General features: G+C 46.9%; 10 protein-coding genes and 2 tRNA genes. 7 read left to right on the forward strand and 5 right to left on the reverse strand.

Going from position 1 to position 11,862, the window contains the following annotated elements:
* The first annotated feature begins 23 nt into the window (after positions 1-23).
* The 4 genes from KJS94_RS01785 to KJS94_RS01800 all read left to right on the forward strand — a co-directional run bounded on the left by KJS94_RS01785 (position 24) and on the right by KJS94_RS01800 (position 1,671).
* Complete coding sequence (locus tag KJS94_RS01785; protein ID WP_214447043.1) at positions 24-1,049, forward strand: glycosyltransferase family 2 protein; 1,026 nt, start codon at positions 24-26, stop codon at positions 1,047-1,049.
* Positions 1,050-1,093: 44 nt separating this feature from the next.
* Positions 1,094-1,309, forward strand: a complete 216-nt coding sequence (locus KJS94_RS01790; RefSeq protein WP_214447044.1) for a hypothetical protein — start codon at positions 1,094-1,096, stop codon at positions 1,307-1,309.
* A gap of 136 nt (positions 1,310-1,445) precedes the next feature.
* A tRNA-Gly gene (locus KJS94_RS01795) sits at positions 1,446-1,521 on the forward strand.
* 63 nt (positions 1,522-1,584) lie between these two features.
* Positions 1,585-1,671 (forward strand) — tRNA-Leu (locus KJS94_RS01800).
* Positions 1,672-2,215: 544 nt separating this feature from the next.
* Here KJS94_RS01800 and KJS94_RS01805 read toward each other — a convergent pair.
* The gene (locus tag KJS94_RS01805) at positions 2,216-3,043 is read right to left on the reverse strand and encodes an RHS repeat domain-containing protein (protein ID WP_214447045.1); all 828 of its coding nucleotides are present in this window, start codon (positions 3,041-3,043) and stop codon (positions 2,216-2,218) included.
* Between the two features lie 102 nt (positions 3,044-3,145).
* Between KJS94_RS01805 and KJS94_RS01810 the strand changes: the two genes are divergently transcribed.
* The 3 genes from KJS94_RS01810 to KJS94_RS01820 are packed head-to-tail and all read left to right on the forward strand — an operon-like array spanning position 3,146 to position 8,925.
* Positions 3,146-4,381: a DUF3667 domain-containing protein gene (locus KJS94_RS01810; protein WP_214447046.1), complete on the forward strand. Its 1,236-nt coding sequence runs from the start codon at positions 3,146-3,148 to the stop codon at positions 4,379-4,381.
* Positions 4,382-4,390: 9 nt separating this feature from the next.
* Positions 4,391-5,167, forward strand: a complete 777-nt coding sequence (gene mazG / locus KJS94_RS01815) for a nucleoside triphosphate pyrophosphohydrolase (protein ID WP_214447047.1) — start codon at positions 4,391-4,393, stop codon at positions 5,165-5,167.
* Positions 5,168-5,169: 2 nt separating this feature from the next.
* A complete protein-coding gene (locus KJS94_RS01820; protein WP_214447048.1) occupies positions 5,170-8,925 on the forward strand; it encodes a sensor histidine kinase in 3,756 nt (1,251 codons plus the stop codon).
* Between the two features lie 74 nt (positions 8,926-8,999).
* Here the strand turns inward: KJS94_RS01820 and KJS94_RS01825 are convergent, their stop codons facing one another.
* From KJS94_RS01825 to rplU, 4 genes are all read right to left on the reverse strand, one after another.
* Positions 9,000-10,670 carry a DNA polymerase/3'-5' exonuclease PolX gene (locus KJS94_RS01825; protein ID WP_214447049.1) on the reverse strand — a complete coding sequence of 557 codons (1,671 nt, stop codon included), beginning with the start codon at positions 10,668-10,670 and terminating at the stop codon, positions 9,000-9,002.
* 171 nt (positions 10,671-10,841) lie between these two features.
* Complete coding sequence (locus tag KJS94_RS01830) at positions 10,842-11,078, reverse strand: hypothetical protein (RefSeq protein ID WP_214447050.1); 237 nt, start codon at positions 11,076-11,078, stop codon at positions 10,842-10,844.
* 100 nt (positions 11,079-11,178) lie between these two features.
* A complete protein-coding gene (gene rpmA, locus KJS94_RS01835; RefSeq protein WP_214447051.1) occupies positions 11,179-11,445 on the reverse strand; it encodes a 50S ribosomal protein L27 in 267 nt (88 codons plus the stop codon).
* A 21-nt stretch (positions 11,446-11,466) separates the two neighbouring features.
* The gene (gene rplU, locus KJS94_RS01840) at positions 11,467-11,769 is read right to left on the reverse strand and encodes a 50S ribosomal protein L21 (RefSeq protein ID WP_214447052.1); all 303 of its coding nucleotides are present in this window, start codon (positions 11,767-11,769) and stop codon (positions 11,467-11,469) included.
* Positions 11,770-11,862: the final 93 nt, after the last annotated feature.

Raw genomic sequence — 11,862 nt, forward strand, 5'->3', positions numbered from 1 at the left:
TTGGCACTAATTTATTCTGATCCTTGCAACCACTTGTAGCAATAGTAATACTGAACTGGAACGGTAAAAAACACCTCGAGCAATTCCTGCCCTCTGTGACCGCAACTACCTATGCCAATGCGCAGGTGGTGGTGGCAGACAATGCTTCAACAGATGATTCCATCGCATTCCTGGCGCAACGCTACCCTGATATAAGGGTAATAAGGCTGGATAAGAATTATGGATTCGCCAAGGGATACAACGAGGCACTTAAACAGGTAAAGGCTGATTATTATGTGTTGTTGAACTCCGATGTAGAAGTGGAGGCATCCTGGCTGGAGCCTGTCATTGGCATGATGCAATCAGACCGGGAAATTGGCGCCTGCCAACCCAAGATCAGGATGTATGCAGATAAGTCATCATTTGAATACGCCGGCGCCTGCGGTGGGTGGCTGGATAGTCTCGGTTACCCATTTGCGAGGGGTAGGGTTTTTGATTATTGCGAAAAGGACCAGGGACAATACGACGATGTCGCGCCGATCTTCTGGGCTTCTGGCGCAGCCCTTGTGGTAAGGGCAGGGCTCTATCATGAACTGGGTGGGTTGGATGAGTTTTTCTTTGCCCACCAGGAAGAGATCGATTTTTGCTGGCGTATGCAGTTGGCCGGTTACAAGGTGATGGCCTGTCCTGCAAGTGTGGTGTACCATGTGGGTGGAGGGACCTTGCCAAAAGGGAATGAATGGAAGGTCTTCCTGAATTTCCGGAACAACCTGATCATGCTGGCCAAGAACCTTCCCCTTTACCAATCATTATATAAGATACCCATCAGGTTTTTTCTGGATGCCATTTCTGCATGGAAGAGCTTGTTCGAGGGACAGGCTATATATTTCAAAGCGATATTGGAAGCGCATGTGGGTTTTATAGGATGGGTATTGATCAGGCATAAACAAAGTGTATTCCCTGTCAGCCGGAAAGGAAAGGTGAATGGATGGTACAGCGGGAGCGTGGTTTGGCAACATTTTGTCAAAGGCAAAAAACATTTTTCAGAAATTGTGCACGAGAAAAAATGATTTTTATTTCCTGACCCTTATTTTTGCACAGCAATTAAAACAGTATGGCACACAACGATATCCACGAAGTTGAGAATCCCCTGGAAAAGGACTTTGGACACAACTGGGTGAACTCATCATCATTCTTGTTTTACCTGCAGGTATTTTGTATCCTGGCCTTTGTGTTGGGTGGTTGCTACGGTTTGTACACACATCGTTACAAGGGTAAGCCTGAGGTAGCTGTACCGGAGAGCACGCAATTCACTCCGAAGTACAAGTAAGAAAAAATTCTTGCGAAAAATTTGGAGGAAATAAAACAGTTCTTATCTTTGCAATCCCAAAACAAACAAGCTCTTAAAATAAACGGCGAAACAAAAGAAAACTCAGTGATGATAGCCTGATGTTTCGACGGAAAATGCGGAAGTAGCTCATTTGGTAGAGCACAACCTTGCCAAGGTTGGGGTGGCCGGTTCGAGCCCGGTCTTCCGCTCCAGAAAAGTTCCAAACCTTGTGTTTGGAATTTTTTTTGTACCTACCTTGCAGTTATGCAGGTGTTGCCCGGGTGGTGGAACTGGTAGACACGCAGGACTTAAAATCCTGTTCGCCGAAAAAGCGAGTACGGGTTCGATTCCCGTCCCGGGCACAAGGCCCCGAACCAAAAATGGTTTGGGGCTTTTTATTTGTGTTCAGTGATAGGGTTGCAGTAGCGTCAATGTAATTTCTCCCTTTGCGTTCTTCGCGGTCCTTCGCGGACTTTGCGTTACTTCTTTATAACGCAAAGGGCGCAAAGGGGAAGAGTTGCTTTTGAGGGGTTTTTTAAGAACGCAAAGCATTGACTGCGTCAATGTGCGCTTATCCTTTGCGTTCTTCGCGGTCCTTCGCGGACTTTGCGTTACTTCTTTATAACGCAAAGGGCGCAAAGTTTTTTGACGCAAAGGGCGCAAAGTGGAGGAGTTGCTTTTGAGGGGTTTTTAAGAGCGCAAAGCATTGACTGCGTAAATGAACTCACATCCTTCGCGTTCTCTGCGGTCCTTCGCGAACTTTGCGTTACTTCTTCTTCCCATAACCAAGTTTCGACTGCCGATGCTTCAGCGCAGGCAGATAGCTGAATCCCCACTGGTTGGAGAGAGGGTCACATTTCCACATCTCCACACCTTGCCCGCCGAAGCTTCAGCGCAGGCGGGTCCTCACTCATACTCATACTCCACCTTACCCATCAGTTGCTGTTGCTTGTTATAGCAAAGGTCCATGCGTTTTAACCCGTTCGGAAGGTATTGATAATACCAGGTCAGGTACTCATTGCTGCCTTCCGGCACCGTGATCATCTTTTTGAGCTGGAGGCCTTCATTGTATTCGAACATATAATCAGGCAGTAACCTCTTGGCCTTGGCGTTGTAACGCACCACATCCGTTAACCTGTTCAGGGCATCATAATAATAATAAACGGTAACCGGGGGGAGGTTCTTACGGATGGCCTTTTCTTCCACTACATTGCCCCTTTCGTCATACTGGAAGCTGACTGTTGTGGTATCGGTATTGTTCCTGATGCGCAGCATTTGGGCAGGCAGTCCTTTGGCATCATAGCTCCATAGGTGTTTTTCGGTTGTAGTGACATTATCTGACTGGCTTTTTACCGCGATCGATACCAGCCGTTTTTGTGCATCATAGGTATATTCCGAACTGTTAGAGGCGTTCTGGGCACTATCGGTTGTCCTTACCAGTAACCCTGCTTCGTTATAATAAGTAGTCAGGAAAGCTTCCCCCACAACCGTTGTCCTGGTAATGGTGGTGATGCTGTTCCTTTTAGGGTCAATCTGCTGTTCCCCTGTAAATCCCGCCGATTCTGCTGAATTGCCTTCATAGCTGGAAAAGGCCACCTTCCTCACCTGGTTCTGTTTCAGTTGGATGAATAACTGGTTGGTTTGGTTGGTAGTGATGATGTCCTTAAAATAATATTGCGCTTTGAGGACGGTTACGCTGCAAAAAAGGGTAAGGGAGAGCAGGATTTTTTTCATTTGCCAAATAACGGGTTTGATGGTGACAGACGCAAGATAAGGCTGGCTATTAGTTTTCTATGCTTAAATATTTGTAATTATTTTTAAGCAAATTTCGAACCAGTGTCCCATTACCAGGAAAGAAAGGAAAAGGATTGCCTGAACTGCGGAACCATTGTTGAAGGCAGGTATTGTCATAATTGTGGTCAGGAGAATCTTGAACCCAGGGAAACCCTTTGGGGGCTGATCACCCACTTTGTGTATGATATCACCCATTTCGACGGGAAATTCTTCAGCACCCTGAAGTACCTCCTGTTCAGGCCCGGATTCCTTTCCTCTGAATATATCAAGGGGCGAAGGAACAGTTACCTCCACCCGATCCGGATGTATGTGTTCACTTCCGCATTCTTTTTCCTGATCTTTTTCACCATTTACAGGGTTGACCAGATCGGGGAATCAAAAAAGACCCAATTGGTCAACGAGAAAGAACGCCTGGAAAGGGCAAAGAAAAGCCTCCTGGAAGACCGGTCCAAACTGAATGATGTGGTCCTTGTCAAGACCCTGGATTCAGTAGTTGCCGGATTGGATAAGGATATCGCCAGGATGGAGCTGGAACTCAGTAAGAATGCGATAGATACGCTTTCCAGCCCCGATATGCAAAAAGTTATAAGGGACTCCCTAAAGGCGAAAGGGGTGCCGGTGGAAGATGACCAGCGATTGAAGCTGTCGGCAGGTCGGGCTGCCATAGAGTTTGGTGAAGATGGAAAGCCCAAGGAAACCATCAAAAGCGGGGAATTGGATTACTCGAGTATGGAAGCCTATGTCAGGATGCAGAAGGCCCTGCCGGCTGACAAGCGTGATGGCTGGCTAACAAAGGCTTTTACTACCAAAATGCTCGCCATAGTTGAGGAGGGTAACAAGGATGAGAAAAAGGCTTTACAGAAATTCATCAGCAACCTTGTCCACAGTATTCCCAAAATGCTGTTCATCTCACTTCCCATCTTCGCATTCATCCTTAAATTGTTGTACAGGAGGCGGAAAGACCTTATGGTGCCTGACCACGGGATATTTGCCATCCACCTGTATTGCGCCACCTTCATCGTTTTGTTGGTCTGGTTTGGGGTCGCCCGGGCCTATGAGGCTACGGACTGGGGCCCTTTAGGATTTGTAATGTTTATGATCATCTTACTGATCTATTTTTACCTGTATAAGGCGATGCGTAATTTCTACGGCCAGAGCCGGAAAAGGACGATTGCCAAGTTCATTTTATTGAATATGCTTTCCTTCGTTATGATGTTGTTCCTGTTGGTCATTTTTACCGTGATCAGTGCAGCACAAATGAGTGGAAGCGCCCATTAACCTGAAGATATGGATAGAGCTGCCGTTGCTGCTGAGTTTTTAAGGCTATTAGGGATCATGGATGACCTGAGGGAGAAATGTCCCTGGGACCGCAAGCAAACCATCCAGTCGCTCCGTCAATTGTCAATTGAAGAATTGTACGAACTGGCTGATGCTATTTCGACTGAAGATTGGAAAGGCATCAAGGAAGAGTTGGGGGACCTGTTCCTGCACCTGGTATTCTATGCAAAGATCGGTGCTGAACAAGGCAGGTTCACCCTCGATGAGGTGTTGGCCGGCATCAACCAGAAACTGATCGACCGCCATCCCCATATATACGGTGATGTAAAGGTGGAGAACGAAGATGATGTGAAGCGGAACTGGGAACAGTTGAAATTAAAAGAGGGGAAGAAATCTGTCCTCAGCGGGGTGCCAAAGTCCTTGCCGGCAACAGTCAAAGCCATGCGGTTGCAGGAAAAAGCCAAACAGGTAGGCTTTGAATGGGATAACCGTGACCAGGTTTGGGATAAGGTAACAGAGGAGATGGACGAGTTGAAAGAAGCCTTAGCCGGAGGGGATGCTGAAAGGATCGAGGAAGAATTTGGCGACCTGGTTTTTTCCATGATCAACTATGCACGCTTTTTGCAGGTAGATGCTGAACATGCCCTGGAGCGGACCAACAAGAAGTTCATGGATCGCTTCACCCGGATGGAGGCAATGGCCTCTGAGCAGGGGAAAGCCCTTGCTGACATGAACCTGGCTGAAATGGATGCTTTGTGGAATATCATTAAATCGCAAAAAACCTAGTATTGAGAAGTTTTGTCCTGCAGGTATTGAAAAGGAACGCCTATTATATCCTGGCCGCTGCCTGGCTATTCACCATCGCATTCATCATCAATAATTATTTTGCAGGGGCATCTTCTGCCCGCTACCTGAGGACGGGGATTGAGGAGAGGATACAGCAACAGGAAGTTGGTTTCAAGGACCTGGTTAAAGACACCCTTCTGTTTAAGGTGCTTTCCAATGGCAGTTACCAGCAAAGCCACCTTGACAGGGTAACAAAGCTTCCCTACGGCCTTTTCATCTACCGACCACAGCCTTATGGTAACTGGCAGATCAGTTTCTGGAATACCCAACAGGTATTGCCTAATTCTGACATCATTTATAGTTCTGCTTCCAGTCAGTTCATTCAACTCCAGAATGGACAGTATGTATTTATCAGGAAGGAGTTGTCAATAGGGAAGGAAAAACGCCTGGTGGTCGCCTTGCTTCCAGTCAGGTCGGAATATTTCATCCAGAATAAGAACCTGAAACGATCCTTTGCTGGCTTTCCCCAGGCAGAGTCCAGTGTGGCGACTTCCGTTTACGAAACGGAGTTTCCGGTGAAAAGCATTAGCGGGGAAATCCTTTTCTTTCTCCAGCCCAGGAATATCTATGCCAACCAGAACTCAAACGAATGGTCGTTGTTGCTGACTGTCATTGGGGTGATGTTGTTGCTGATGGCATTGCATCATGCAGCGGTAAGTATTGTAGAGGAGTATGGATTTTTCAAGGGATTCCTCTTCCTCTTCCTCACTGTTGTGGTCCTCAGGTGGGCTACTTTCTGGTTTAGTGATATTTTCTCCTGGAGGACCTATGAACTCTTTGATCCCTCCATTTATAGTTCAAGTTCCCTCCTGCCATCATTAGGCGACCTGCTCATTAACGTATTCCTGTTCTGCTGGCTGATGCTCTTCCTGTACAGGAGGGTAAGCCTGGTCAGGATATCCAGGTTCGGCGAGGGTTTTACCAGGAATTTTTTCATTGCTTGTGCTGCAATTATCCTTTTGGGTACGACCTTTTCATTTGCCTATATCATCAAGACCCTGATCTCCGATGCCAGGATATCCTTTAATGTGACCAATTTTTTCAGCCTGGATATCTACAGTTTCTATGGATTCATTGTGTTGACCACCCTGGCTTTAAGTTATTTCCTCCTTTCCTCTTTCCTATTAAAGACCATCAGTCCATTGAAGCCCATGGAGCGGGTATTGTTGTATTCCATCATGGCAGTAGCAGGCCTTTCCTTCCTCACCTTCATGCGCAACAGCAGCCTGCTGGAGCTCTATATCTTTGTGTTGCTTTGGCTGATCGGCTATGTATGGCTCATGAAGAGGCCATTTCTGCTCAGGTTGGGTGAGCGCTGGAACCTTTCTGTAGCCTTGCTATGGATGTTTGTTTATTCTGCTTCCATTGCAGTGATCATCCAGAATGAGAACAGGCGCATTGAGATCGACCAACGCAAACGGACTGCAGAGAAGCTGGCACTACGGGCTGACCCTTCGAGTGAAAGGTTGCTGAGCATTGCCCTTACTTATTTCGATAACGATTTCCTGCTGGATAATTTTTACCGGTTTGGCCTGGCATCTGCCAACCAATACCTGAAGGATAGCCTGATCAATAAGAACTTCAGCGCCTACCTCAATAAGTACGATACCAGGATCTATACTTTCGACAACCAGGAACAACCCTTATACAATAATGATCCCATTTCCTATGATACCCTCAATACTATTTTCATGATAGAGGGGAAGCCTACGAATGTGGTGGACCTGAGGTATTTTGAAAAGGCATTCGATAAGTTCTCCTATATCAGCAAGAAAACAGTTACGGATACCATTGGCAGTATTGTGGGATATATGTTCATCCTTTCGGAGCCCAAGAAATACAAGAGTGATGCCCTGGTGCCGGAGTTGTTCCGGTCCAGGAAGGATTTTATGCCCGATGAATACTCGCCTGTCTATAGTTATGCGATCTATAACAACAAGGAATTGCTGGATTATTACAACGAGTATGCTTTCCCTATCCGGCTGGCCGATGCCCAGTTGCCGAAGAATAATTTTACCCAGCGCAGGAATGGTGATTATGATGAATTATGGTTCAGGGATAATAACAAGGTAGTGGTCATTGCCCGTCGTGATAACCTGTGGCTGGAATCCATTACGCTGGTAGCCTACCTCTTTAGCTCCTTTTTATTGTTAATGGGTGTTTACCGGATCATTACCGTCCTTATGCAATCACGGCTGAAGTTGTCGGCGATACGGCAGCGTATGCAACTGAACCTTCGTATCCAGATCCATACCATCATCATTTCCATCAGTATATTTTCTTTCCTGGTGATCGGGGCCACTACCATCTTCTTTTTCATCAATCGCTACAATAAGAATAAGCAGGACCAATTGAGCAGGGCCATCCAGATCATTGCCAGTGAGGTGCAGAGCAGGATGGTGAATAAGGAAGTTTTCAGTGATATGGTGAGGCTCTATGAAGAAGGGGCCAATGAAGCGCTGGAGACCCTTTCCCGTGAGGTGGCCGAGATCCATGGTACGGACTTCAACCTGTATGACCTGAATGGTGAACTGAAGGTTTCCTCTAATCCCTTCATTTATGATAAAGGGATATTGAGTGTAAGGATGAATCCTGATGCCTATTTCAATATGCATCGTAAGCGCCTGGTCCAGTTCGCGACCCAGGAGGAGATCGTGGGGATCAGTTATCATAGTATCTATGCCCCTGTAAGGGATGAGGAGGGTAACCCCTATGCCTACCTGAATATGCCATCCTTTGACTCGCAGGTGGACCTTAAAAGGGAGATTTCGAATTTCCTGGTGACCATCATTAACCTTAATGCCTTTATCTTCCTGCTTGCCGGGGTGATAGCGGTCTTCATTACCAACAGGATCACCTCATCGTTTTCGCTTATCAGTGAGAAGATGCGTGCGGTAAGTCTCGGGCAGCATAATGAGGCGATCGAATGGAACAGGGAAGATGAGATCGGAGAACTGGTGAAGGAATATAATAAGATGGTAAACAAGCTGGAGGAGAGTGCCGTTGCACTGGCCAAGAGTGAAAGGGAAGGGGCCTGGCGGGAAATGGCCCGGCAGGTGGCGCATGAGATCAAGAACCCGCTGACCCCAATGAAGCTCAGCATACAATACTTGCAAAAGGCAATCGACAGCAATACAGGTGATGTGAAGCAACTTACTTCCAATGTGGCGCGGACCCTGGTGGAACAGATCGATCACCTGTCCAAGATCGCATCCGAGTTTTCGCAGTTCGCAAATATCAGCAATGCCAGGATCGAACGATTCGACCTCCATGATGTGCTGTATTCATTGTCGCATCTCTATGAATCGAATGAGCAATTGGAGTTCAGCTGGAAGCCTGTCCACCGCCAGGTAATGCTGAATGCGGATAAGACACAGATCAACCGCCTCTTCACCAACCTGCTGCAAAATGCGGTTGAGGCAACACAAGGCTTGGAACATTGTGTAGTTACGGTTGAAGAGGAGTTAAGGGATCTTGTTATCGTAGTGAAAGTGAGTGATAACGGAAGCGGTATCCCCGAAGCAACACAGTCCAGGATCTTTACACCCAATTTCACTACCAAGACCTCCGGTACCGGACTAGGCCTGGCGATGTGTAAAGGAATCGTAGAACAGGCCCATGGGCGCATCTGGTTTGAAACGAATGAAGGCAAAGGGACTACCTTCTATGTTGAATTGCCGATAGAGCAGGTGTCTTGAATAGAGAATGAATATATAAAAGGGAGGCTGTTTAAAATAGCCTCCCTTTACAGTTATGTAAAGAACAATACAGGTCAGATCTTCCTGTTGGCAGACAGGAATGTTTCGAATGCGGCAAGGTTGAAGCTGCTGAGGTTGCTGGCTGCTGTCAGGCCGCCCTTCCTGGCGCTGATCACGCCGTAGCGCACATCATCAAATCCTTCCACCTGGTGGGCATCTGGATTAATGGAAAGAAGGGCCCCTTTTTCCATGGCATATGGGATCCAGCTATAATCAATATCGAGTCTTCGCGGGTGGGCATTGATCTCAAGGACCACCTTATGCTTTACACAGGCGTCGATCACCTGTTCATGGTCAATAGGATAGCCCGGGCGGCTTAACAATAACCTCCCGGTCATATGGCCCAGAATTGTGGTTGCGGGGTGTTCAATGGCCCTGAGCAAGCGCTGCATGGCCTTTTCAGCGGTCATTTTCAGGTTGCTGTGTACAGAAGCGATAACGAGGTCAAAGCCTGCCAAGACATCATCGGGATAATCGAGTGAGCCATCGCCCAGGATATCACACTCAATGCTTTTGAAGATCTTAAAAGGTTCCAGCCTTGCATTCAATTCATCAATATAGGCATGTTGCTCCCGGATGCGCTCAACCGAAAGTCCGTTAGCATAACCTGCGGACCTGCTGTGGTCACTGATCACCAGGTATTCATAGCCTTTGCTGATACAGCCTTTGGCCATTTCCTCAATGGTATGCAATCCATCGCTCCAGTTGCTATGACTATGGATGATGCCCCTGATGTCCTGCACCATTATTGGCTCAGGCAGGGAATTGGCAATGGCCTTATCCAGAAGGGCAGGTAGGTCCCGTTGATAGTCAGGAATGAAGGGCAGGCCAAGGGTTTCGAAAATGCTTCCCTCGTCAGGGTATTCCCTGTTATCATCAAAGCCGGTACGTGCTTTCAGTTGGTCCAGAAATTCCCTGCTGCAGCTACTCGTAAAGCTGTCGGTAACGAATTTATCCTTGCTTGTGCCAATGAATACCATTCGTGCCCCTTCAGGTCCTGTTGCTTCCAATTCATTAGCGGGGGTTGTGGCGCAACTGAAGTTTTGTTGCTGCAGGAACTGTTCTAAGGTTGCCAGGGGGGTGGTTGTTATGAGTTGTAGGGCGGTGATGGTGTTGGCCTGTCGCCTGATCTCACCCGCCAGTTGATGGTGGTGGTCAGGGAACTGTTTGCTGATGGCTGCCAGTACCTGGTTGGCATAGCTTTCAATCTCTGCAAAAAGGAAATGTCCTTTATTGTGCAGGTAGAAATTGATGGACTGTTTTACACTCTCCTGGGTCTTTTCCCCAAAACCTTTGTACATCAGCAACCTGTTCTCATTACAGGCATACAGGAGTTCACCCAATGATTCGATACCCATCTCTTTCCAGATGGTGGCGATCTTCTTGGGGCCAAGTCCTTTGATGTTGAGCATCTCCAGCACACCGGGTGGGGTTTGTGCAACCAGGTCAACCAATACCTGGAGCTTACCCGTGTCCAATAGTTCCATGATCTTTTTCGCGGAAGAGTCGCCAATCCCTTTCATGCCGGCGATCTTTTCCCTGGGGGTATCAGACAATTGAAGCGGCAGTTTTTCAATGTTAAAGGCCGCGGTAGCGTATGATTTTGCCTTGAATGAATTTTCCCCGTGGATATCCATCAGTTTGGATAGGAGGGAGAATTGGTCAGCTATTGCGTAATTATCCATAATCTTCTTGTTGCCACTTGGGCAGGAAACCCGAAGGTACAGAAGAACAGGGTTTTAGCTGGTAATTCGTGAAAGGAAGCGGTGATGGTTGGTCTTCTTTATTAGCAGGAGGGGAATGAAAAAGAAAAGTCCCGGCTGAACCGGGACTTTTCAATATCGGAAGCTATTTCCTTAAGCTTTCTTAGCGGCTTTCTTAGGAGCAGCTTTCTTAGCGGCCTTCTTAGGAGCAGCTTTCTTAGCAGCAGCCTTCTTAGGAGCAGCTTTCTTAGCAGCAGCCTTTTTAGGAGCGGCTTTCTTTGCAGCCTTCTTAGGAGCGGCCTTCTTTGCAGCAGCTTTCTTAGGAGCAGCTTTCTTTACAGCTTTTTTTGCAGCAGCTTTCTTTGGAGCCGCTTTTTTTGCAGTTGCCATTTTTTTAGAATTTAATGATTAGTAAATGGGTTTACTTGACGTAAAAATATAAACTAATCTGGAACTGCAAAAATTTTCTTGCTTTTTTAATCGAAAATGATTAAGCAGAAACTTCAACCGGGTTGATAGAAACGATGGTCTTGTTTTCCCTGGTCTTGCGGAATTCAACCACACCATCAGCCAGAGCGAACAGTGTGAAATCCCTTCCAACACCTACGTTCTTACCAGGATGGTAGGAAGTACCACGCTGACGAACGATGATGTTACCGGAAATAGCGGGCTGACCACCATAGATCTTTACACCCAGGCGCTTGCTTTGTGAGTCGCGTCCGTTCTTTACACTACCTTCACCTTTTTTGTGTGCCATGACGTATAAGTTTTAATGCGATTAAGCGATTTCGTTGATCTTGATTTTGGTGTAGTGAGCGCGGTGTCCGATCTTCTTACGGAAACCTTTCCTCCTTTTCATTTTAAAGGCGATCACTTTGTCACCCTGCAGATGGTCAACGATCTCGGCCTTAACTGTAGCCTTAACCGCATCACCAGCAGTGAGGGTTCCGTTGTTATCCACCAGCAATACTTCTGGAAACTCTACCTTATCGCCGGCGTTACCTGCCAATTGGGGAACATACAAAGTCTGGTCCTTCTGAACCTTGAATTGCTGACCGGCTATTTTAACAACTGCAAACATAACTTACCAAAATTAGGAGTGCAAAGGTAAGGGTAAAATCCGTTTCATCAAACAGATTTTCAGAAATATTTACCGCAAATTTAAGACAGGGCT

It is taken from the genome of Flavihumibacter rivuli, from assembly GCF_018595685.2.
Lineage (GTDB): Bacteria > Bacteroidota > Bacteroidia > Chitinophagales > Chitinophagaceae > Flavihumibacter > Flavihumibacter rivuli.

Coding starts and splice junctions, on each gene's coding strand:
- mazG (WP_214447047.1), top strand. CDS start 4,391: ATGGATAGAGCTGCCGTTGCTGCTGAGTTTTTAAGGCTATTAGGGATC.
- rpmA (WP_214447051.1), bottom strand. CDS start 11,445: ATGGCACACAAAAAAGGTGAAGGTAGTGTAAAGAACGGACGCGACTCA.
- KJS94_RS01805 (WP_214447045.1), bottom strand. CDS start 3,043: ATGAAAAAAATCCTGCTCTCCCTTACCCTTTTTTGCAGCGTAACCGTC.
- KJS94_RS01830 (WP_214447050.1), bottom strand. CDS start 11,078: ATGGCAACTGCAAAAAAAGCGGCTCCAAAGAAAGCTGCTGCAAAAAAA.
- rplU (WP_214447052.1), bottom strand. CDS start 11,769: ATGTTTGCAGTTGTTAAAATAGCCGGTCAGCAATTCAAGGTTCAGAAG.
- KJS94_RS01790 (WP_214447044.1), top strand. CDS start 1,094: ATGGCACACAACGATATCCACGAAGTTGAGAATCCCCTGGAAAAGGAC.
- KJS94_RS01825 (WP_214447049.1), bottom strand. CDS start 10,670: ATGGATAATTACGCAATAGCTGACCAATTCTCCCTCCTATCCAAACTG.